The sequence below is a fragment of the Mesorhizobium neociceri genome, from assembly GCF_013520985.1.
Classification (GTDB): Bacteria; Pseudomonadota; Alphaproteobacteria; order Rhizobiales; family Rhizobiaceae; genus Mesorhizobium; species Mesorhizobium neociceri.
In genome coordinates, this window is record NZ_JACDTY010000022.1 from 51,014 (window position 1) to 73,373 (window position 22,360).

Genomic DNA, 22,360 nt, shown 5'->3' on the forward strand with positions numbered 1-22,360 from the left:
TCCTTGCCAAGCTGGAACACCCCTCATCCGTCGCCTTCGGCGACACCTTCTCCCACAAGGGGAGAAGGGGGCGTCGGCGTGCTTCACGCATTCCAAAGCCCCTTCTTCTTCATCTCCTCCATCTCACGACCCGCGCGTTCACGCAGCCGGGCGTCGCGCAGCAGTTTCTCCACCGCGGCGTCGTCGGATTTGTCGGAATAGCGGAATTCGCTGTCGGCGTAGCGGTTGATCTCCTGCATGACCATGTCCATCGAGAACGGTCCGCGCAGTTCCTCGATCATGGCTTTCTTCTCGTCGTAGCCCTTGTGCATGAAGGCTTCCGGTTTCTCGAACCAGTCGTCGGGAAGCTCGATGTCCATGGCGCGCATCTTGATGGCGTCGGTGACGTTCTTGATGGCGCGGCCGGTGAAGCGCGGTTCGGCGTCCTTGATCAGGTGCAGATAGGTGCCGATGTCGGCCATCGATTTCGGCGCGCCATTCTCCTTCATGTAGCGCTCATAGACCTTCATCAGCCCGTCTTCCTGCGGCTTCTCATGCTCCTCATAGGCCTCGGTCACGGCGCGCTCGATTTCCTGCGCGGCGTAAAGCTTGTGGTCGCCGAGCGGGATCTTGTGGTTCTTGCCGGCGAGCAGCACGAAGATGTCGATATAGTCGTCGCGGCTCTGCGGACCATCGACCAGCCAGCGGGCGCCGGCGCGCTGGCGCAGCGCGTCGTCGACATTTTCTGGATAGTTGGAGAACATGCCGAACGAGCAGTTGCCGCGCACCACCGTGCCGGCGCCGGCAAAGGCATCCATCAAGACACCGGTGATTTCCTGCTGGCCGGCCGAAGCGCGGTCGTCGGAGCGGCGTGCAGCCACCTGATCGATATCGTCGACGGTGCCGAAGCCGATGACGCGCGGGTTCAAGACATTGTTGATGAACTGACGGCAGTTCTGACCCGATTTGCCCTGGTAGGACGAAATCTGGTCGACGCCGAAATTCTCATAGGCGAAGGGATAGCCGGCGACCTGGCAATAGCCGTTGACGAGGCCGGCGATCATCTGGATCAGCGTCGTCTTGCCGGTGCCGGGCGCGCCATCGCCGATGAAGGTGAAGAGGAAACCGCCGAGCTCGACGAACGGGTTCAGCTCGCGCTCGAAATCATAGGCCATCAGCATCTTGGCGAGCTTGACCGACTGGTATTTGGCGATGTGGTTGCCGACGACCTCTTCCGGCTTCTTGAAGGTCATCACCAGCGGTTTCGAGCGCTTGCCGGGCGCGACGTCGAAGCCGTCGAGTGTAAAATCGTCTGCGTCGATGCGGATATGGGCGTTCTCGAACGGGCCGATGCCGTCGAACCGGCCTTTGCGCGCCAGCAGCCCGTCGATCGCGACGCGCGCGAAGGCACGCGCCCGGGTTGTCAGGTCGCCATCATCCTTCGATCCTGCAATCGCCTTGTCGAGACCGGCGACGATCGACTTCACGGCATCCTGCGGCGTGTCGAACAGGAAGTCCGGCTCGGGAATATCGTTGGGCGCCTCGCCGTCGCTGTCGATCAGCTGGAACAGATAGGAGGCAAGGCTGAAGGCTGAAACGTAAGCCGAGGCTGACAGAAGCTTCTTGAAGGTGGCGGCTTCGTCGCCTTCAAGCGGCGCGCGGGTGTTCTTGGCCTGCAGGCTTTCGAGGTCGGAGCCCTCGGCGAAGACGTCGGAAATGGCGAGCGCAATCGCCAAGCCGCGGCGGGCGCGAAACAACAGCGTGTGCTGCGGGATGCTCATCAGCTGGTCGTCGGGATGGATGGCGGCGACGGTCTTGGTCAGCTCGACCTCGCGCGTGCGGCGCACCGAGCCGACCGAGACGGTCGAGACGAAGCGGCGGTTGGTGCCGGCAAGTGCGGTACCGGATTCGCGCGAAGGGTCTTCGAGAACGACGACGCGGGTGATGAAGCTCTGCGCGGTGGCGCGGTGCTTTTCGATCGCCGCTTCCGGGATGGTGGTCAGGCCGGTGTCCATGAAGGATGCTCCGTGGTGTTACGGTCAGACGTCTGAGATGACCTGCCCGTTGGACAGGATGTGGACCTTGTAGCCGGAAAAGATCTTCTGTGCCTCGCCGGCGGCGTAGAGTGCCTGGTAGGCCTCGTGCGGGATCAGGGCGTGGTTCTCGTAGCTCGACACGCCCTGGCGCGCGGCCTCGAGATCGTCGGTGTTGATGAAGAATTCCTGCGTCGTCTTCTCGCTGGAAAACAGGCCCTTGCGGCCGGGTTTCTCGCCTTTGGAGTAAACCTCCTGGATGGTCCAGGTGAGCAGCCAGGCATTTTCAGGCTTGCGAACCTTGGCCAGCACTTCGGTCACCGTCGAATTGTTGTCGGTAATGCCCGCGGAATAGAAGGGGCCAAGCACGACGCGGCGCAACTGCTTGGGGTGCAGCGGCTCGAAATCCTTGTCGAGATTGACCGCAATCGTCGCCGGCGACAGCGTGTAGGCGGAATTCTTTTCGGTGAAATCGTCGAAGCGGTGGGCAAGCTCTGGGTTGAGCAGGCCATCGACGGGCAACGGGATGTCGACCTGTTCGTTGAGTTTGCCGTTGCTGTCGACAAGCTGGCGGATCATGGCTTCGGAGGAATCCTCCACCGTCACCATGTAGACCAGCGGCAGGTTGGCGCTGCCGTCGAATGTCGCCCAGTGCACGAGGTAATAAGGGCGAAAGGTCTTGGGATTGACCGAGACTTTGGCCGTCTGCGCCAGCGAGAACGGGCCAAAAGTCTGCTCGCTCTTGACGTCTTCGAGATAGAGCCGCTCGGCCATCGACTTCTGCAGCGCCTCGGGGAATTCCTTGTGGCGCAGGATGAAGTCGGCCATTTCCTCACGCAATTCTCCGGCCAGCGGGATGTTGGCCAGCCGCGCGTCGGCCTGGCGGCGATCGTTTTCCAGTTCGAGCAGGTTCTGGAAGACGGGATAACCGCTGTCGGCGCGCGAAATGCGAAACGTGTCCATGAAGCCGAGCCGGTTGCGCCAGCAGGAGAACGACTTGTCCAGCCGGGCAATGTATTCGGCCACGATCTTGGCGACGATGCCGTGCCGGTAGAGCGGCGAGCGGTCGTCGCGCATGAACACTTCAAGGCCGCTGAGTGCGGCCGTGATGGCGGAAAAATAGCGCGCCGCCGCTTCGTTTTCGGGAGTCATGCCGGGTGTGCTCGCGTGCAGCCGCTCCTTACGACTGCACGTAGTTGGCCGAATTGTGCTTCTTCATCACGTCGTCGAAACGGCGGGCGAAGGCGTCGTCGGCGAGCTTCTTGCGGCGCTGGATGTCGGAGCTGGCGACCATGTTCTTCTCGTGCATTTCGAGGAGATCGCCAATGTGCTTTTGCGAGGCGGCGCCGATGCCGGCCATGGTCTCTTCGGCGGTGTTGTCGACCTGGCTGCCCAGCGTGTTGATCTTGTGGGCGACATCCTGTTGGGCGGCGGTCTTCAGCGAATCTTCCAGCGCCTTGTAGAGCACGATCCGCTGCTCGGTATCGATGGTCAGCTTGTTGATCAGCGTCGACTGCGCGGCGATCTGGTTGTTAAGCGAATCGACAAAGGTCTGGAACATCGAGGTGTAGCGCTCCAGGGTCTGGCTCTCGGCCAGCAATTCCTGCTCCTTGGCCTGCTTTTCATTGTACTCGGTGGCCAGTTTCGAGCGCTCGCCCTCAAGCTGCGTGCGCTCCTTCTGGCTGGTCGACGCCGCGATCTTGTTCTCGATGTCGAGCAGCAGCGGGTTGACCTCCTCGATGCGTTTCTGCACCGCTTCGAGGTTGGTCATGGTCACCTTGCGGCGCTCAATCACCTGCGACAGGCTGTTTTCGGAGGTCTTGTAGCGCTGGTCGAGGACCTCTTTCTGCGCCTTCAGGATGCCGACGATGGTGTCGGATTTGACCAGAAGCTCCTGCAGATTGCCGGCCAGCGACATGTTGCGGACGCGGTCGGTGCGCATGCGCTGCTTGCGCTGCGCGGAGAAGACGCCGACAAAGCTTTCCCAGCCGGTGTAGTTCTTCATGCTTTCGAATTCGGTGCCGAAGACATTGGTGGCGTCCTCCAGACCGATGATCAGGTCGGCGATGTTGCCTTCCATCACCTTCTGCTGCTTCAGCACATCCTCGATGCGGGCATTTTCGATGTCGAAATTGGCGTCGCCGATCTTCTTGTCGGCGGTGGCAAGCGTATCAAGCACGGTGCCGGACTGCTCGATCTTGGTGCGCATGTCCTGCACGACCTGCCTGGTCTTGGCAATTTCGGCATCGAAATTCTGCAATGTCGCCATAGGGGCCTCCCGCTTCGGCTTCCGGTCGCTGGCTGCGAACAGCGGCGAATATATGTGGGGTATCAGGGGATTGAAAGACGCAAGACAAGACCCGCCCCGAAAACAAAAAAACCGTCATCGTCTTGAAAGTCAATGAAGGCGGGGTCATGGCGTGATTAACCAGCCGGCCAAGCATTGTTCAACTGTCATTGAACTTTGACGCCGGCAAAGCAGTCGATCTCCACCGGCGCGGATGTCCTGAAATTCGATTGAGAACTCAATCGGTTGCAGGGGCGAGACAGCTGGCGAAAGCCGGCGCGATCACGCAACGCATACAGCCGTTCAAGGCTTCGGATCGGCCTTCAGATAGGCAATGACGTTGGCGATGTCATCGTCGCTGGTCAGGCCGGCGAACGCCATCCTGTTGCCGGGTACTTTTAGCTTGGGGGCGCTGAGATAGGCCTTGAGGTTGGCTTCGTCCCAGACGAGGCCGGCGGCGCCGGCATCCTTCATGGCCTGCGAATAGTGGAAATTCTCGGCGGTGCCGGCGGTGCGGCCGACCACACCCAGGAGATGCGGTCCGATCTTGTCGCGGTCGGTTGCCGCCTCGTGACAGGTCATGCAGCGGTAGAACACTTTCTTGCCCAGCGCGGCGTCGCCGTCGGCTTGCGCGGCGAGGATTCCGGCCAGGTAAAAGACAAGTGTGGACGAAATGGCTCGAAACATGGCGGTCCCCGGCTGGCTCTGGCTGGGGGACAAAATAGGCTGCAGGCCTTAACAAACGCCGCATGGCGGCAGGATTGCGGAGCGGGGCATCAACCCGTCCGCGGGAGCGGGATCGCCGCGACCGCTTGTTTGATTGCGGTTTCGATCGCTGCCAATGAATGGCTGTCGCGCACGAAGGCGCGGCCGAGTTCCGCCATCTCGACCGCCGCTTGCGGCGTCGCCGACAGGTCGATGATTTTCGACGCCAGCTCGCCGGCATCGTCGCTGGACAGGAAATGCCTGCCCGCCTGCAGGCCAAGCCCTTCGACGGCCTTTTCGGTGGCGGCGACGACCAGGCCCGCCGCCATTGCCTCCAGCACCTTGATGCGGGTGCCGCCGCCAAAGCGCAGCGGGATTGGCGCATAGCCGGCATGTCCGAGCAATTCCGGCAGATGCGGTGGGTTCTCGATCAGCTGCAGACCATGCTTCGCGCACAAACCGCGCACGACATCGCGCGGCGTCTTGCCGGCGACGGTGATCGACCATGGCCGGCCAGAGGCTGCGAGTCGCGGGACCATCCCGCGGCCAATCTGCTTGACGGCGTCGATGTTGGGGAAGTAGCCGAGATGGCCGATGAAGCACAGGCGCAGATCACGGTACCGCTCGGCACCAATCGGCAGGGAAAGCACGCTCTCATCCGGAATGGGGTTTGCGATGAGCTTGATGTCGTTGACGGGACCGAGAGCCGACAGCAGCGCCCCGTCGGCCCGGGAACAGACCCAGACCTGGTCGGCCATGGCTGCCGCATGTCTGTCGGCGTCGCGGGCCCCTGTCTTCTTGCGCCTGTTTTGGCGCCAGCCGCGAAGTTGCTGCCACAGCGTCAGCCCGGCGATGCGGTCGGCCACCGTTTGGGAATCTATGTTGTGCAGGTCAAGGACAGTGCGCGCGCGATGTTTCGACGCCAGCGTCAGCAACTGCGCAAGCACGATCTCCTCTATAACCACGAGGTCGGGGTCGAATTGCCCCCACAGAGCGTCTGCCTCAGCCAGTTCGTCGTCCGGTATGATGTGCATGGTCGGATGGGGGCTACGCCTGTACCAGGAAGCCCGGCCGCGTGCCGCCTCGATGATCCGGTGACGGATATTCGGCGGTGGAGAAGGCGCTGGGGCGCCAGTCAGGCTTACCGTCAGAACCTCGCCCATCGATGCCAAGGCGCGCGCGTTGGCGGCGTTCCTGATCTCGGCGCCTGATACCGGCGGAAACGGGCAATCGACTGTGAACTGGAGGATTCTCATGTTGCCCCGGCCATTCAGCCTCTGGTGAAGCCGATGAAGTCGTCGGGCTCGGCGCGGCCCATTTCCTCTTCCCAATGGCGACGGCAGAGCGAGACATAGACGTCCTTGCCGATCGCCACCTGTTCGCCTTGCCGTGCCACCTTGCCGTCGGGGCCAAGGCGCACGACCATTGTCGCCTTGCGGCCGCAGCGGCAGATGGTGCGCACTTCGCGCAGATCGTCGGCGATGGCCAGAAGAGCGCGCGAACCGGAAAACAGATTGCCCTTGAAATCGGTGCGCAGGCCGTAGCACATGACCGGGATGTTCAGCCGGTCGGCGATGCGGGCAAGCTGCCAGACCTGCTCTTCCTCGAGAAATTGCGCCTCGTCGACGAAGATGCAATGCACGGTCGTGTGCTCGTGATGCTCGGCGACGCGGGCGTAGAGATCGTCGCCATCTCGGAACATCTCGGCCTCGGTCTCCAGGCCGATGCGCGACGAGATCAACCCGGTGTCGCCCTTGCGGTAGTGACCGGCGACGAACAGCATCGTCGTCATGCCGCGTTCACGATAATTGTAGGACGCCTGCAAGAGTATCGTCGTCTTGCCGGCATTCATCGTCGCATAGTGGAAGTAAAGCTTGGCCATGCCGCCCTTTTAAGGTGTACCGCGTTTCAGGCGATGCCTGCCTGCAAATGGCTGATACCTGCGCTTCCGGTGCTCACGTACTTTGAGTACGCTCCGCTCCGGTTCTCGGCATCAACCATTTTCGGCTCGGCCTGACCTGAATCCCGGCACACCTTAAGCCGAGTTGGCGCGGCACGGGGAGGGGGCACGGCTGTATTTCATGGGAAAAGCCATCTGCCATCGAAAAAGCGGCAGGCGTGTCGCTGTTTGGCCAGTCCGCGCCGTTGATCGTGATTGCCTTAGCGCTTGAAACCACACCAGAATGGTGTTTGGCTGACGAAACAAGGCGGGCAGAGAAACCGTAACTACGCTTCGCCAAAGAATCACAATGGGAGACTACCAATGTCGCGTATGAACACCTTCGTCGCCTGCCTCGGTCTGGCGACTTTCCTGTCCACGAGCGCTGCCCTTGCCGGCGATTCGGAGAGCTGCAAGGCGGTGCGCCTTTCCGATGTCGGCTGGACCGACATCCAGGCGACGACCGGCGTCGCTTCGGTGCTGCTCACCGCGCTCGGCTACGAGCCGCAGACGATCCAGCTTTCGGTGCCGGTGACCATGGCGTCGCTGAAGAACAAGGATCTCGACGTCTTCCTCGGCAACTGGATGCCGTCGATGACCAACGACATCAAGGACTACACCGCCGACGGTTCGGTCGAGACGATCAGCACCAACCTGACCGGCGCCGGCTACGGCATCGTCGTGCCGACCTATGTCGCCGACGCCGGCGTCAAGTCGCTGACCGATATCGGCAAGTTCAAGGACAAGTTCAACGGCAAGATCTATGGCATCGAGGCCGGCAATGACGGCAACCGCATCATCCTCGACATGATCAAGAACCCGAAGGACAATCTCGAAGGCTTCGAACTGGTGGAATCTTCGGAGGCCGGCATGCTGACGCAGGCCGAGCAGTCGATGAAGAACAATGAGTGGATCGCCTTCCTCGGCTGGACGCCGCATCCGGTGATGGGTGCCATGAAGATCACCTATCTCGACGGCATGGGCGACAGCGGCTTCGGCGCCGCCACCGTCTTCACCAATGTGCGCAAGGGCTACACCACCGAATGCCCGAATGCCGGCAAGTTCATCGCCAACCTGAAGTTCAACCTGGACATGGAAGGCGAGATGATGGACGCGATCCTGAAAGGCGGCGACGCCAACACGGTCGCAGCCGACTGGCTGAAGAAGCACCCTGACGCCGTTGCGCCGTGGATTGCCGGCGTCACCACCTTCGATGGCGGCGATGCGGCGGCGGCGGTCAAGACCGCGCTCGGAAGCTGAGCCGACTGAATTCGGCAAAGCCGAACCAGGAAGGGCAGCCAATTTAGAAAAGGCTGCCCTTTTTCATATCCTGTGAGAAGATGACGTAACGACAGCAGAGCCGGGGGCAGGCGGTCTCGCGCATGAGAGGGGCGATATGGATCCGATTTCGAAATTCATGGTCGATCACAAGATACCGATCGGCGCCTGGGGAAAGGCGTTCTTCGGTTTCCTCACCGACAATTTCGACACTGTGTTCAGGGCTTTTTCGAACGGCCTCAACTTCCTGCTCGACGGGCTGGTCGACATCCTTTTGGTGGTGCCGCCAGTGCTGCTGGCGCTGATCGTCGCCATCATCGCCTGGCTGCTGCAGCGCTCGCGGCCACTGGCCATCGGCGTCTTCCTCGGCCTGATCTTCATCATCAACCAGAACCTCTGGAAGCAGACGGTGCAGACGCTGGTGCTGGTCGTGGCGGCCGCCACCATGGCGATGGCCATCGGCGTGCCGCTCGGCATCTGGGCCGCGCACAAGCCCAAGGTCTACCGCATCATGCTGCCGGTGCTCGACCTGATGCAGACGCTGCCGACCTTCGTCTACCTGATCCCGGTCTTGACGCTGTTCGGCCTCGGCAACGCGCCCGGCCTCATCGTCACCATCATCTTCGTCATCCCGACCGCGGTGCGCCTCACCCATCTCGGCGTCGTCTCGGTGCCGAAGTCGATCATCGAGGCCGGCGAGGCGTTCGGCGCCACCAAGCAGCAGCTGCTTTGGAAGGTCGAGTTGCCCTCGGCGCTGCCGACCATCATGGCCGGTCTGACGCAATCGATCATGCTGTCGCTGTCGATGGTGGTGTTCGCAGCGCTGATCGGCGCCGGCGGCCTCGGCACTGAAATCAACCGTGCGCTCGGCTCGCGCCGCATCGACCTCGGGCTCGAAGCCGGCCTGGCGATTGTGGTGCTCGCCATCGTGCTCGACCGAATGACGCGCATCGGCGTTGGAGGCAAGAAATGACCGTCGCCGTTGACTTCAAAAATGTCGATATCGTCTTCGGTTCCGATCAGGCCGGCTCGCTGGCGCTGATCGACGGCGGCGCCACGCGCGCCGAAATTCTTGAAAAGACCGGCAATGTGCTGGGCTGTGCCGGGGCCAGCCTGACCGTGCACGAGGGCGAGATATCGGTGCTGATGGGCCTGTCGGGCTCGGGCAAGTCGACGCTGCTGCGGGCCGTCAACCGGCTCAACGTGGTGTCGCGCGGCCAGGTGCTGGTCAAGGACGGCGACAACATCGTCGATGTCGTAACCTGCGATCAGGCGACGCTGCGGCGGCTGCGCCAGAAGCAGGTGGCGATGGTATTCCAGCAGTTCGGCCTGCTGCCATGGCGCACGGTCGAGGAAAATGTCGGCCTCGGCCTCGAACTCGCCGGCGTGCCGGAGCAAGAGCGCAAGGAGCGCGTGAAAAAGCAGCTCGAACTGGTCCACCTCGACCAGTGGTCGAAGAAATACGCGCATGAACTGTCCGGCGGCATGCAGCAGCGCGTCGGCCTGGCGCGCGCCTTCGCCACCGAGGCGCCGATCCTGCTGATGGACGAGCCATTCTCGGCGCTCGATCCGCTGATCCGCACCAAGCTGCAGGACGAGTTGCTGCAGCTGCAGGCGGAGTTGAAGAAGACCATCATCTTCGTCAGCCACGATCTCGAGGAGGCGCTGAAGATCGGCACCCACATCACCATCATGGAGGGCGGGCGCATTGTGCAGACCGGGGCGCCGGAAGACATCGTGCTCAAGCCCGCCAACGACTATGTCCGCGACTTCATCGCCAATGTGAACCCGCTCTCGGTGCTGACCGCCTGGAATGTCATGCGCGACAGCCGCGACCTTGAGCATGGCGATAACGGCTGGGTGTGGCTCGACCGGCGCAAGACGACGCGCTTCAAGATCGACGATCACGGGCTGGTGGCGGCGGCCGAGCGCGACGGCAAGCCGGCGGTGTGGGTGTCGTGCGCCGATGTCGAGGCCCAGCCGGAGGAGACGGCGCAGGTGTTCTGGGCCAACCCCGGCACCTCGCTGAAGACAGTGATGCTGGCCATGCACCGCTCGCAGACGGCACCGGTGGCGCTGTTCGATGACCAGTCGCGCTTCGTCGGCGCCATCGGCATACGCGACGTGCTGAGCGCGGTGCTGCGGCGGTAGAGCCAACGCGGGTCCTTCAGGACCATCGACCATCAAGGACAAGGCGCTTTGCGGCGGATTTGGAATTGGTTGTCTAACCCGCGGGCGGCGCAAGCAGCGCTCGGCCTGCTGCTTGTGATTGCGGCGCGGTCGATCCTGGAGTTCTTCAGGATCGGCGGGGCCATAGGTTTGCCGCTGAACACGGAACAGGCCTTCTACATAGAAGGCGGGCTTGCGGCGGTGATTGCCGCGTTGGTGGTTCTTGTCCTGCACGCATCGGGACGGCACGGCTGGGCGACGCTGTTCTGCGTTGCGGTAATCTTTGCCCTGCTGGCGTGGAAGATCACCGTCATCCGCTGAAATCAGACTGGAAGAAATCCTAGTCAGCCGCGCTTGCTTCAATTCAGCCCGATGCGTTTGGCGCCGAGCTTGAACAGGACTGTTGCATCCGGGTCGAAGCGGAAGGTGTCGATGAAGTCATCGGCGCAATAGCCCGGAAGCGTCTTGCGGATGGCGGCGGCGAAGTTTTTCGCCTCGTCCAGCCGCCCCGCCAGCGCCAGACAGTGGGCGGCGATCGACAGGATGATGACATGGGCGTTGGGGCGCGCGGCCGCCTTCAGCGCCCAATCGGCAGCTTCATCGAACTGGCCGAGGCGGACATGGGCCATGGCGCGCGCGCCAAGCATGCCGAACAGCATTGGATCGAACGGCGACAGATGGCGCGAATGGTCCGATGATCCGATCGCGGCTTGCGGGTCGCCCGACTGCGAATGCACGAAGGACAGCGCATAGTGGCCGAGCGCGAAGTTCGGGCTGAGGTCGACAGCTCTTTGCAATTCGAGCAGGGATGCGTCGCCTTCGCCGCGCAGCCACAGCGCCCGGCCCATCGCCCAGTGTGCTGCCGGATTGTGATCGTCGACCAAAAGGCTATGGCCGGCTGCTTCGTAGGCGAGCGCGCTGTCCTGGTCGCGGTCGCCCCAGCGCTGGAAGGCGCTCTGCCAATGGGTGAAGGATAGGCCGGCATAGGCGCGGGTGAAGGTCGGATCCTGGCTCACGGCCATGCCGAAGAAACGCCGGGCGAGGTCATTCTCGCCGCGGGTGAAGCGATACATATGCCAGAGACCGCGATGGTAGGCCTCCCAGGCATTGAGCGAATTGGGCGCCTTCAGCATGGCGCGGTTGCGCTCGACCGTCTCGATCTCGGATGAGATCGAGGCCACGATGCTGTTGCCGATATCGTCGAGCACGGAAAAGATGTCGTCGGGCTTGCGCTCGAAGGTCTCGGCCCAGACGATCCTGGCCGTGCGCACCTCGACGAGCTCGACGGTGACGATCAGGCGACCCGTCGTGCTGCGCACCGTACCGGTGGCGACATAGTCGACATTCAGCCGGCGACCGGCTTCTTCCGGCGCGCTGTTTTTCTCGGCCATGGCGAAGACCGAGCCACGGGCGATGACGAAGAAATCCCTGAGCTTGGCCAGGCGGGTGATGATGTCGTGGGTAAAGCCATCGGCCAGCCCGCCGCGAATGCCACTGTTGGCGTCTTCGGCGAACGGCATCACGGCCAGCGAAGCCTTGTGCGGTGTCGAGGCTTCGGTTTCCGCGAGCGTGATCGGCGCCTGGTTCGCAGCGGCCGCTGTAACCGGCTGTGCCGGCAAAGTCGCGCAGTGACGTTCCGCGCGAATGGCCAGCCACGCGTGGCGCACCGGGCTGAAATCCAACTCCTCCGACTGAAAGAGTTGTGCTGCGGACGCCAGATGGTTTTCACAGGCGCCGAACTGGCCGCGCCGCGCCAGCCTTGTCAGAAGGGCGATGTGGACCCGGCTGTCGAACGGGGTCAGCTCCAGCCATTTTTCGAGGTGGGCGGACGTGTCGTCACTATCGGCAGGGAGCGTCTTGACCAGGTATTCCAGGATGGCCGCGTGGCAGGAGCCGAAACGGCGGCGCTGGGCGGTCAGCCAGTTGTTGAAGAGCGGGCTGCGGTCGATCTCCAGCCCCTCGAGGAAATCGCCGACGAAAAGGCGGGAGAGCGCCTGCAGCCGCGCTGGCTCGAGCGCTTCTATACCCGCGGCAGCCGCCGATGCGACATCCAGCACGTCGACCGAGACGCCGTCGAGATCGAGCGCAATCGTATCATCAGCGGTTTCGATCCTGCGGCGGCCCGGTTCGTCGAGAACGGCCCGCAGTTTGCTGAGGCACCAGCGCAGCTCGCCCCTGGGGTCATTTGGAACATCCCACAGCAATTCGCATAGCTTGCCACGTCCGACCGGGTGGGGCGCCAGGGCCAGATAGGCCAGCATTGCGCGCAGCTTGCGCGATGCTGGCAAGACCACCGGGACGCCGTTGCGCACGATCGCCAGCGGCCCAAACAGGCGTACGCTAAGGCCTTGATGGCTGCTCGTCAGGTTCGATTCCACGCCAGATACCACGCCTGCTCCCACGCTGGCCCGCCGGCCCCCGCTTTATCACCGACCACGACAAAGTGCGCCGGCTCGCAAAAATTGCGCGCCGAATGTGGTGTTTCCCACATTGCGGCACGTCAAGGACCTGTAGTGCGGCAAGGTGTCGAAACCTCGTCGCCCAAACCGCCGGTTTGTAACCGGCCCGTGAGCAAAACCAGGAGTTATCCATGTTGCATCAGCAGAAGATCAGAACCACGGCCGGCCGCGGCCGCCTGTTCGACAGCATTCTCGACACGGTCGGCGATACGCCGGTCATCCGCGTCAACAATCTCGGCCCGGCGCACGCGACCATCTACGTCAAGGCCGAGTTCTTCAATCCGGCGGCGTCGGTGAAGGACCGGCTGGCGCTCAACATCATCGAGGAAGGCGAGCGCAGCGGCGCGCTCAAGCCGGGACAGACCATCGTCGAGGCGACCAGCGGCAACACCGGCATAGGCCTTGCCATGGTCTGCGCGCAGAAGGGCTATCCGCTGGTGGTGACGATGGCCGACAGTTTTTCGGTCGAGCGCCGCAAGCTGATGCGCATGCTCGGCGCCAAGGTGGTGCTAACGCCGCGCGCCGAGAAAGGCTTCGGCATGTACAAGAAGGCGGTGGAACTGGCCGAAGCCAATGGCTGGTTCCTGGCCCGGCAGTTCGAGACCAAGGCCAATGCCGCGATCCATGAAGCAACCACGGGACGCGAGATCATCAACGATTTCACCGGCTCGCGGCTCGACTATTTCGTCACCGGCTACGGCACCGGCGGCACCGTTGCCGGCGTGGCGCGGGTGCTGCGCCGCGAGCGGCCGGAGACCCGGATCGTACTCACCGAGCCAGCCAACGCCCAGCTTGTCGGCAGCGGCAAGCCGCAGGTACGCGGCGCCGGCGGCGCGCCGGCCGCCAGCCATCCGGCCTTCGAGCCGCACCCGATCCAGGGCTGGACGCCGGACTTCATCCCGAACGTCCTGCAGGAAGCGATCGATGGCAACTTCTATGACGAGGTAATGCCGATTGCCGGGCCGGAGGGCATGAAATGGGCCAAGGCGCTGGCGCAGCAGGAGGGCATCTTCACCGGCATTTCCGGTGGCTCGGCTTTTGCCGTTGCGCGCCAGATCGCCGGCACGGCACCGGCCGGATCGGTGATCCTGTGCATGCTTCCCGATACCGGCGAACGCTACATGACGACGCCGCTGTTCGATGGCATCGAGGCCGAGATGAATGCGGATGAGCTTGCTCTTTCGCGCTCGACGCCCGGCTGCCAGTTCCCGGCATGACGGCGCGGGAGCAATCTGTATGGACGCGATGCCTGTCACCTCGGCTGCCGAGGAAACGCTTGACCCCTCGGACTGGGCCGATGTGCAGATCCTGTCGCATCGGATCGTTGACGATGCCGTCGCCTACCTGCGCGATGTCAGGCAACGGCCGGTGTGGCAGGAGATGCCTGGAGATGTGAAGGATTTCTTCACCGCGTCGTTGCCGCAATCGCCGACGCCGCTTGCCGACATCTATGGCGATGTCGTCGACAAGGTGATGCCCTATCCGATGGGCAACATCCATCCGCGTTTCTGGTCCTGGTATATGGGGTCGAGCAACTTCACCGGTGCCCTCGGCGATTTCCTGGCGGCAATCCAGGGCTCCAATCTCGGCGGCGGCAACCATGCCGCCGCCCTGATGGACAGCCAGGTGGTCGACTGGTGCAAGCAGATGACCGGCATGTCGGCTTCGGCCAGCGGCACGCTGGTCAGCGGCGGCTCGATGGCCAACATCATCGGGCTGGCCGTGGCGCGCAACACAAAGGCCGGCATCGACGTGCGCGAGCATGGTGTTGCAGCCATCGAAAAGCCGTTGCGCTTCTATGGTTCGGACCAGATCCATTCCTGCCATCGCAAGGGCATGGAGGCACTCGGCCTCGGCAACAAGGCGCTGCGCCGGATTGCCAGCGATGCCAGCCTGCGCATCGACATCCAGGCTTTGCGGGCGGCGATTGCCGAAGATCGCGCGGCTGGGTTCAAGCCGGCCTGCATCATCGGCAATGCCGGCACGGTCAATACCGGCGCCATCGACGATCTGCGGGCGTTGGCAAAACTGGCGCATGAGGAAGACCTTTGGTTCCATGTCGATGGCTGCATCGGTGCGTTGATCGCGATTGCGCCTCAGAATGCCCATCGCGTCGCTGGCCTCGAATGGGCCGATTCCATCGCGCTCGATCCTCACAAATGGCTGCATGCACCTTTCGAGGCGGGCTGCGCGCTGGTCAGGGATGCCTCGGCGCATCGCAAAACCTTCGCGGTGACGCCGGAATATCTGGAATCGACACCGCGTGGGCTGGCCTCGGGGCAATGGCTGCACGATTACGGCCTGCAGACGTCACGCGGCTTCAAGGCGCTCAAAGTGTGGATGGCGCTGCGGGAACACGGCGTCGAAAAATTCGGCCGCCTGATCGACCAGAACATTGCTCAGGGGCACTATCTCGCGAGCCTGATCGAGGCCGAACCGGCGCTCGAGCTGACGGCGCCGACCAGCATCAATATCGTCTGTTTTCGCTATCGTGCGGGCGGGCTCGATGGCGAGCGCGCGAAGGCGCTCAACACCGAGATCATGCTGCGGCTGCAGGAAGACGGCATCGCCGCCATTTCCGATACGACGGTGCAAGGCCGGCATTGCCTCAGGGTGGCGATCAACAATCACCGGACCCGGCGCGAGGACCTTGAGCTTCTGGTCAGCGAAACGGTCCGTCTGGGCAATGAGATCGCTTCTGCCTGACCGGTCATGGTGTCGGGCAGGCGGCTCTCAGCCGCTGGCGGCCTCCTTGACATCGTCCCTGTCCTCCGTGCCGGGGAACGTGACGCCGGGAAGGTAGAATGTGATCGGTCGGATTTCGTAGACTGCCGAGGGGTTCACGCGACGCAAGTCGCGGGCGGCCGCAATCGCCGCCTCCTGCGTGGCGCAGTCGAGCACATACAAACCTAGCAATTGCTCCTTGGTCTCGGCAAACGGACCATCGATGACGATGCCGTCTCCCGGGCCGCGCAGCGTGACGGCGTCAGCGGTTGCGCCCAGCCTTGCCGCCGGCCCAAGCTTGCCCTCACGGGTCAGCCTGGCATTGACCTCAAGCAGGTCGTGCATCAGCGCCGCATCCTGCTGCGGCGTCAGAGACTGGATGGTCTGTTCGACGTGATAGGCCAGGATGGCGTAAAACATGCCTCGATCTCCTCCTGTTCGAGCGGCCGCACTATTGCAAGGTTGGGTTGGCTGATCCAGCCCCGGTGCCCATCGAGACGGTAGTCTGCTGCCTTATGCCGCCAACGGAAGGCGCAGTTCCGTCTGCAGGCCGCCGCCGGGATGATTGGAGAGATTGACTTCACCGCCGGCGCCGCGGGCGATGTTGCGGGCAATCGTCAGGCCGAGGCCGAGACCGCCGGTCTGACGGTTGCGTGATTGTTCCAGCCGCACGAAGGAGCCGAACACCTGGTCGAGCTGCGCCTGCGGTATGCCCGGTCCCTCGTCGCGAATGACCAGTGTGATCGTGCCGTCGGACTGGCGCAGGCTGAGATGGGCTTTCTTGCCGTAGGTCACGGCATTCTGGACCAGATTGTTGACGCAGCGCTTGAGCGCCACCGGCCGCGCCATGCAGATCATGCCGCGTGGCCTGGCGCCGTCATGGTCGAACGTGACGTCTTCGAAACCGTCGGCGATCGATTCCACCAGCGACCAGAAATCGATGCGCTCGCTCTTCTCCTCGGTGACTTCGAAGGTAGCGAAGTCGATGACGGAGCTGGCGATGCTCTCGATGTCGGCGAGGTCGTGGGCGAGCGCCTCGCGCGCCGTCGACTTGCGCAACAGTTCGAGGCGCAGCCGCATGCGGGTCAGCGGCGTGCGCAGATCGTGGGCGAGTGCGGCGGCAAGATGCTCGCGGTCCTCGACATAGTCGCGCAGCCTCACCTGCATGGCGTTGACGGCTTTGGCCGCCGCGCGGATTTCGCGGCTGCCGGTCTCGGCGATCGGTGGGCTCTTCAGATCCGTGCCGATGCGGTTCACCGCCGTTTCCATCATCCGGTAGGGCGCCGTCAGCCGGCGCAGCGACCAGATCGACATGATCACTACCAGGGCTGCGATCAGCGAATAGAGCGGCAGGCTGTCGAAGCTCAATATCGGCCCGACCGGCGTGTTGGGCTCGGTGAAGTTCAGCCATTGGCCGTCGGCGAAGCGGACAGATGCCGTCAGCTTGTCACTCTGGGCGAAGCTCGCCGCCAATCCCAAGAGGTCACGCTCCACCGCGCCGACATCCTTGGTGAGCACCACGCCGCCAGGCGCGTTGGCTGCCTGCGATGCCGGATCGCGCCGCACGCGGGCGTCGGTGATGCCGAATTTCGACAGGCGTCCGACCAGAATGTCCTCGAGCTCGGCCAGTTCGTCGTCGCCGGCGATCGACGAGGTGACAGCGGGCGTGTCCGAAACGGTGAGCGCATAGGTGGCGTTGAACAGGCCAGACGCCGTCAGCTTGCGCTGCTCGGGCGTGTCGTCGTGCATCAGCTGCACCAGCGAATAGGCACGGTCGTTGAGCCGGTAGAGATCGACCTCGTCATTGGCGACGGCACGATCGCGCGAGACGATATAGAGCGTCGCGACCTGGCTTATCAGCAGGCCGGCAATGACGATGAGCAAAACCCAGACCGGCAGGGTTTGCGGCAACAGGCGTCTCATTCGGAGGTGGTCTCTGGCAGGAACTGGTAGCCGCCGCTGCGCACGGTCAGGATCAGCTTCGGCGTCTTGGGGTCGTCTTCCATCTTGCGCCTGAGACGGCTGACCAGGATGTCGATGCTGCGGTCGAAGGAATAGTCGCTGTCGCCGCCGGAAAGCTCGATGAGTTGGTCTCGGGTGAGCACGCGCTGCGCGCTCTTGACGAAGGTCTGCAGCAGGTTGAACTCCGCCATGGTCAACTCGACCCTGACGTCGCCGGGCGCCATCAGCCGGCGGCGCGAACAGTCCATCGTCCAGCCAGCGAAATGGTAGATCTGCTTGGTGGTGGCGCGCTTCGGCTCGGCAGCACCATTGCGCCTCAGCACGGCGCGGATGCGGGCCAGAAGCTCGCGCGGATCGAAGGGCTTCGGCACATAATCGTCGGCGCCCATTTCGAGGCCGACCACGCGGTCGGTGGTCTCGGTAACCGCCGTCAGCATGATGATCGGCGTCGAGTAGCTGGCGCGCAGGTCGCGGCAGAGTTCCAGCCCGCTCTTTCCCGGCAGCATCACATCGAGAACGATCAGGTCGACCTGCGTGCGGCGCAGGATGTCCTCCATCTCGATGCCGTCGGCGGCAACCGTGGTGCGCAGGCCGCGCTTCTGGAAGAATTCCTGAAGCAGGTCGCGAATGCCCTTGTCGTCGTCGACGATCAGTATGTGCGCATCGGATTTCACGGCGATCCTGTCATTGCTGGCGGCCGGTCGGCGGCTGCCTTTCTGAGTCTGCTTGGCGACGTCACCCACACGATAGAATTCTGGCCACATGTTGGCCAGCGGCGATGATCGCCCGCGGAGCCGATTTGCCAGAAACAATCCAGAAACAAAATTCTATAGTTCGGAAAAACTTCCGAAAAAAATCAAAGGCATAAAGGGTGCCGTGGCGGTCAGGTCATCGGCTGCGACGCTAGTCTCCGGAGTAAACGGACATTACCGATGCACAGGTTCACGATCAGCTTGATGGGTGCGCTGCTCAGCATTTCGCTCGTCACGGCCGCGGTCGCAGCCTCCAGCGCAAAGGTGACGCCGATCACAAGGAGCGAGCGCTGCATCGATCTCAATCGCCAGGTAGACGAAGCCCTTGAAACCCATGCCGCGGCAACGCAGGTCACCGCGGCGAAAGCACTGCAAAGAAAGGGAAACCGGTTCTGCGCCAACAAGAAACAGGCACAGGGTATCCGGATGCTCGCGAACGCTTTGAAGCTGCTTGGAGTGACACCGATCGACCCTGTTCAGTGACACTCGAAAACCGACCCGCACAAAAAAAGGAAATGAAGCCATGAACAAGTCCCTCCTCTCCGCTCTCGGTCTCGCCGTTGCTCTCGCCTTCGCTATGCCGGTCGCCAGCAACGCCGCCGCCACCACGACCGCTGCTCCGGCTGCCACGACGACCACGACTGCTCCGGCTGCCGCACCGATGAAGGCTGCTCCGAAGAAGGCCGCCATGAAGAAGACCGTGAAGGCCTGCAAAGTGTCCAAGACGCACAAGTGCCCGGTCAAGAAGGCGCCCAAGAAGGCTGCCAAGAAGGCCTGATCCAGACCAACCCGACAGGGTTGTCTGTAACAAGGCCGCTCCAGCCACACCCCCGGCTGGAGCGGCCTTGTCGTATCTGACGAGCATAATTTTCCCGTTGCTGGGTGCCGGCCACCCAGGACCTTAACCCGTTTGCAATGCCGGTCCGGTAGGACAGCCCGCATGAAGAAGCGGCTTTCATCCATTCTGCGCTCGATGGCCATTGGCGGCCTTGTGGCCTCGGCTGCGGTCAGGGTGCTGGTTCAATTCACCGCCAGCCCGGTGCCCGATCCAGTGGGCGGGCGCACCGAGCCATCGCTGTTTGCGCCGGCGATCTCCAGCAACTGGCAATACATCACGCCATGGCAGAGTCTGCTTCTTGCCGTGCTCACCGGCTCGGCGCTGGCCTGCTTTGTCGGCTGGCTCGCGGCCGCCTGGATGGAGCGCCGGGCTGCAGGATCGAGGCCGGATGCGGCATCCACCACACGGCAAGTCCCGGCCCGCCGCATCGCCGACCGCCACGGCCGTTGAACCGCGGCAGACAGTTCCTAAATTTGTGAACGGCTGTGCCGCCGGGAAGCCGGTTTCGCGCGCCGATCAAAATGGACGACTGCTTTCCCCCATGTCAAAGTGAGAGCGACCCTCGCGCGATGCCGGTTTCCCATGCCTGAAATCACCTCCAAGCCCCGCACCAAGACCAAACCGCAGACCGAGCGGCCGAAGCTCTACAAGGTCATCCTCATCAATGACGATTTCACACCGCGCGAATTCGTGGTGACGGTGCTGAAGGGTGAGTTCAAGCTCAGCGAAGACCAGGCGCACCGGGTGATGATCACCGCGCACCAGCGCGGCGTCTGCGTCGTCGCCGTGTTTACAAGGGACGTGGCCGAGACCAAGGCGACTCGGGCCACCGATGCCGGCAAGGCGAAGGGTTATCCGCTGCTGTTTACGACGGAACCGGAGGAGTGAGAAACGTCCGGCCTCAAGGCCGGCAAAAAGCCAACGATTTGGCTTTTTGAGTTTCGAACGCCCGGAGCCATAGCGGAGGGCAGGGCCATGGGCGCTCTTACCTTCTCCCCTTGTGGGAGAAGGTGGCCTCACGAAGTGAGGTCGGATGAGGGGTGTTCCAGGGAACACCAACGTCTCACTCTGCTGGAACACCCCTCAACCGTCTCGGCGCTGCGCGCCGATCCACCTTCTCCCACAAGGGGAGAAGGGAAGGGCGCATCATCTTCCCTCCCGATACCACATCGCGCCCATCGCGAGCAGCAGCAGGCCGAGGCCGAGGAAGCCGCCGAACAGCGGCACGCGGGAGACTGCTTTGAGCACGCTGTCGTCGGTGCTGCGCAGGCCGATCCAGTCTGCGCCTGAGGCGGCACCCGAGGCGCGGACCGGGACGATGGAGGGCAGGGTGACGCCGCCGGTGAGCTGGCCAAGGGTGGAGGACGCCGCCAGCCGGCGCACGCTGCCGCCGGTGGCTTCCGCCGGTGCCTTCAGCCGATCCTCGGTGGAGATGACGTCGGAGAATTCCGGCGCGTTGACCGGGCCGACATGGGCAAGTGCGGTCAGGTCGCCATTGCCAATCTGGTAGAGGCCGATTTCCTTGGTCTCGATGCTGCCGAGGAAGACGCCGGGTTCGGATTTCTCCAGCCTGACGATCAGCGCCTTGCCGGACGGGGTGATGACCTGGGCCGGGCCGGGGTCGTCGCTCATCGTCTGGCGGCGGATTTCCAGCACCATGCCGCGGCCGTCGGCGGTCAGCCGCTCTTCCTCGAGTTCGGGTTCCTTCATCAGCCAGTGGGCGATGCGACGATAGAGCTGGACATGCGGGCCGCCGCCCTCGAAGCCGCGCGCCCACAGCCAGCCCTGATCGGACAGAAGCATGCCGACGCGACCTTCGCCCTTGCGGTCGAGCAGAAGCAGTGGACGGTTGTCGGCGCCCTTCATCACCACTTCGCCTTCGGGATTCTGCACGCCGATGGTGCGGAACCAGCGACTCCAGTGCGGCGGCTCGGAGGCCGAGCCGTCGAGGCCGCGCGTCACCGGATGACGCTGGCCGAGATCGGTGAGGCGGGGATAGAAGGCCTTGTCGATGACTTCGCCGGTCGGCATCGCCGGCAATGACGACATCAGCGGCGTGCGGGCGATCGAGGCGTCGCCGGCATATTCCGGCCCGGCGGCGATCAAAAGCGCGCCGCCCTTTTCGACATATTCGGAAATGTAGTCGTAATACAGGATCGGCAGCACGTCGCGGTGCTGGTAGCGGTCGAAGATGATGAGATCGAAATCCTTGATCTTCTCGACGAACAATTCGCGGGTCGGGAAGGCAATCAGCGACAATTCGTTGATCGGCGTGCCGTCCTGCTTTTCCGGCGGCCGCAAAATGGTGAAGTGGACAAGATCGACCGACGCGTCGGATTTCAGGAGATTGCGCCAGGTGCGCTCGCCGGCATGCGGCTCGCCGGAAACGAGCAGCACGCGCAGGTTTTCGCGAATGCCGTCGATCAGCGCGATGGCGCGGTTGTTGGCGTCGGTCAGTTCGCCCGGCTCACGGTCGATGGAGAGCTCGACGATGTTGCGGCCGGCGCCGGGAATGGTCACTTGCAGCGGCATCGCCTGGCCGATGGTCGCTTCTTCGACCGCAACCTGCTCGCCATTGACCGAGACGCGGACATCGACCGGGCCGGTTTCGCCGTCGGTGGCGATGACCCGGTAGGTCATGTCGAGCGGCTTGCCGACGAGGCCGAAGCGCGGCGCGTTCTCGAAGCGGATGCGGCGGTCCTTCTCGTGCTCATTGCCGGTGATCAGCGCGTGGAGCGGCGCGTTGAAGTCGGGAGCGGCGGGCGGCGCGTCATGCACCTCGCCATCGGTGATCATGATGGCGCCACCGATGCGCGAGGGCGGCACGTCGCGGAAAGCGCCCTCAAGGGCTGCGAAAAGCTTGGTCTCGGTGCGCTCGTCGGCGGCTTCCGACTTGCCGGCCTCGACGACGCGGACATCGAACTGCTTGAAGCGGCCAAGGCGCTGCTGCAGCCCGGCGAGCGCCTCATCGGTCTGTTTGGTGCGCTCGCCTATGTCCTGGCTCTGGCTGCGGTCGACGATGACGGCAACGACACTCTTCAACGCCTCGCGCTCCTCATCGAGGAAGACCGGGTTGAGCAGCGCTGCACCGAGCGCAAGCAGCGCGGCGAAGCGGAAGATCGCGCCGCGCTGGCGGAACCACAGGCCGACTGCCGCCAGCAACAGCAGCGGTATGAGCACCGAAGCCAGCAACGGCCAGGACAGCAGCGGTTCGAAGGAGATCGACCAGTTCATT

Annotated in this window: 21 protein-coding genes; 10 read left to right on the top strand and 11 right to left on the bottom strand. The window is 63.3% G+C overall.

The window, feature by feature from the left end:
* Positions 1-83 precede the first annotated feature (83 nt).
* From H0241_RS29590 to H0241_RS29615, 6 genes are all read right to left on the bottom strand, one after another.
* Positions 84-1,994 carry an ATP-binding protein gene (locus H0241_RS29590; protein ID WP_181061308.1) on the bottom strand — a complete coding sequence of 637 codons (1,911 nt, stop codon included), beginning with the start codon at positions 1,992-1,994 and terminating at the stop codon, positions 84-86.
* Between the two features lie 24 nt (positions 1,995-2,018).
* Complete coding sequence (locus H0241_RS29595; RefSeq protein WP_181061309.1) at positions 2,019-3,164, bottom strand: hypothetical protein; 1,146 nt, start codon at positions 3,162-3,164, stop codon at positions 2,019-2,021.
* A gap of 28 nt (positions 3,165-3,192) precedes the next feature.
* Complete coding sequence (locus H0241_RS29600; protein WP_181061310.1) at positions 3,193-4,281, bottom strand: hypothetical protein; 1,089 nt, start codon at positions 4,279-4,281, stop codon at positions 3,193-3,195.
* A 321-nt stretch (positions 4,282-4,602) separates the two neighbouring features.
* On the bottom strand, positions 4,603-4,986 hold the full coding sequence (locus tag H0241_RS29605) for a c-type cytochrome (protein WP_181061311.1): 384 nt from the start codon (positions 4,984-4,986) through the stop codon (positions 4,603-4,605).
* An 89-nt stretch (positions 4,987-5,075) separates the two neighbouring features.
* Positions 5,076-6,260, bottom strand: a complete 1,185-nt coding sequence (locus H0241_RS29610) for a glycosyltransferase (protein ID WP_181061312.1) — start codon at positions 6,258-6,260, stop codon at positions 5,076-5,078.
* Between the two features lie 14 nt (positions 6,261-6,274).
* On the bottom strand, positions 6,275-6,886 hold the full coding sequence (locus H0241_RS29615) for a thymidine kinase (RefSeq protein WP_181061313.1): 612 nt from the start codon (positions 6,884-6,886) through the stop codon (positions 6,275-6,277).
* A 381-nt stretch (positions 6,887-7,267) separates the two neighbouring features.
* Between H0241_RS29615 and H0241_RS29620 the strand changes: the two genes are divergently transcribed.
* The 4 genes from H0241_RS29620 (at position 7,268) to H0241_RS29635 (ending at position 10,711) form a co-directional block, all read left to right on the top strand.
* On the top strand, positions 7,268-8,203 hold the full coding sequence (locus H0241_RS29620; protein ID WP_181061314.1) for a choline ABC transporter substrate-binding protein: 936 nt from the start codon (positions 7,268-7,270) through the stop codon (positions 8,201-8,203).
* Between the two features lie 136 nt (positions 8,204-8,339).
* A complete protein-coding gene (choW, locus tag H0241_RS29625; protein ID WP_181061315.1) occupies positions 8,340-9,194 on the top strand; it encodes a choline ABC transporter permease subunit in 855 nt (284 codons plus the stop codon).
* Positions 9,191-10,372, top strand: coding sequence for a choline ABC transporter ATP-binding protein (choV, locus tag H0241_RS29630; RefSeq protein ID WP_181061316.1), 1,182 nt, complete (start codon positions 9,191-9,193; stop codon positions 10,370-10,372). Before choW ends, choV begins: the two co-directional genes overlap by 4 nt.
* Before the next feature lie 69 nt (positions 10,373-10,441).
* A complete protein-coding gene (locus H0241_RS29635) occupies positions 10,442-10,711 on the top strand; it encodes a hypothetical protein (protein WP_181061317.1) in 270 nt (89 codons plus the stop codon).
* Positions 10,712-10,749: 38 nt separating this feature from the next.
* Here H0241_RS29635 and H0241_RS29640 read toward each other — a convergent pair whose 3' ends face one another.
* Positions 10,750-12,780 carry a transcriptional regulator gene (locus tag H0241_RS29640; RefSeq protein ID WP_328824891.1) on the bottom strand — a complete coding sequence of 677 codons (2,031 nt, stop codon included), beginning with the start codon at positions 12,778-12,780 and terminating at the stop codon, positions 10,750-10,752.
* Between the two features lie 200 nt (positions 12,781-12,980).
* On the opposite strand from H0241_RS29640, the gene H0241_RS29645 reads away from it, so the two are divergent.
* Together H0241_RS29645 and H0241_RS29650 are read left to right on the top strand one after the other, a co-directional pair.
* Entirely contained in the window at positions 12,981-14,066 is a 1,086-nt protein-coding gene (locus H0241_RS29645) for a PLP-dependent cysteine synthase family protein (protein ID WP_181061319.1), read from the top strand.
* Positions 14,067-14,085: 19 nt separating this feature from the next.
* Positions 14,086-15,555, top strand: a complete 1,470-nt coding sequence (locus H0241_RS29650) for a pyridoxal phosphate-dependent decarboxylase family protein (RefSeq protein WP_181061320.1) — start codon at positions 14,086-14,088, stop codon at positions 15,553-15,555.
* Positions 15,556-15,582: 27 nt separating this feature from the next.
* Here H0241_RS29650 and H0241_RS29655 read toward each other — a convergent pair whose 3' ends face one another.
* The 3 genes from H0241_RS29655 to H0241_RS29665 all read right to left on the bottom strand — a co-directional run bounded on the left by H0241_RS29655 (position 15,583) and on the right by H0241_RS29665 (position 18,209).
* Entirely contained in the window at positions 15,583-15,993 is a 411-nt protein-coding gene (locus H0241_RS29655) for a YciI family protein (protein WP_181061321.1), read from the bottom strand.
* 93 nt (positions 15,994-16,086) lie between these two features.
* Complete coding sequence (locus H0241_RS29660) at positions 16,087-17,496, bottom strand: ATP-binding protein (protein ID WP_181061322.1); 1,410 nt, start codon at positions 17,494-17,496, stop codon at positions 16,087-16,089.
* Positions 17,493-18,209, bottom strand: a complete 717-nt coding sequence (locus H0241_RS29665) for a response regulator (protein WP_023744277.1) — start codon at positions 18,207-18,209, stop codon at positions 17,493-17,495. Before H0241_RS29665 ends, H0241_RS29660 begins: the two co-directional genes overlap by 4 nt.
* Positions 18,210-18,467: 258 nt before the next feature.
* Between H0241_RS29665 and H0241_RS29670 the strand changes: the two genes are divergently transcribed.
* The 4 genes from H0241_RS29670 to clpS all read left to right on the top strand — a co-directional run bounded on the left by H0241_RS29670 (position 18,468) and on the right by clpS (position 20,013).
* Positions 18,468-18,770 (top strand): hypothetical protein, encoded by a 303-nt coding sequence (locus H0241_RS29670; RefSeq protein ID WP_181061323.1) that lies wholly within the window; start codon positions 18,468-18,470, stop codon positions 18,768-18,770.
* A 40-nt stretch (positions 18,771-18,810) separates the two neighbouring features.
* Positions 18,811-19,065 (top strand): hypothetical protein, encoded by a 255-nt coding sequence (locus tag H0241_RS29675; RefSeq protein WP_181061324.1) that lies wholly within the window; start codon positions 18,811-18,813, stop codon positions 19,063-19,065.
* Positions 19,066-19,227: 162 nt separating this feature from the next.
* Positions 19,228-19,575, top strand: a complete 348-nt coding sequence (locus H0241_RS29680; RefSeq protein WP_181061325.1) for a hypothetical protein — start codon at positions 19,228-19,230, stop codon at positions 19,573-19,575.
* Positions 19,576-19,707: 132 nt separating this feature from the next.
* Positions 19,708-20,013, top strand: coding sequence for an ATP-dependent Clp protease adapter ClpS (gene clpS, locus H0241_RS29685; RefSeq protein WP_181061326.1), 306 nt, complete (start codon positions 19,708-19,710; stop codon positions 20,011-20,013).
* A gap of 258 nt (positions 20,014-20,271) precedes the next feature.
* Here the strand turns inward: clpS and H0241_RS29690 are convergent, their stop codons facing one another.
* Complete coding sequence (locus H0241_RS29690; protein ID WP_181061327.1) at positions 20,272-22,359, bottom strand: hypothetical protein; 2,088 nt, start codon at positions 22,357-22,359, stop codon at positions 20,272-20,274.
* Position 22,360 lies beyond the last annotated feature (1 nt).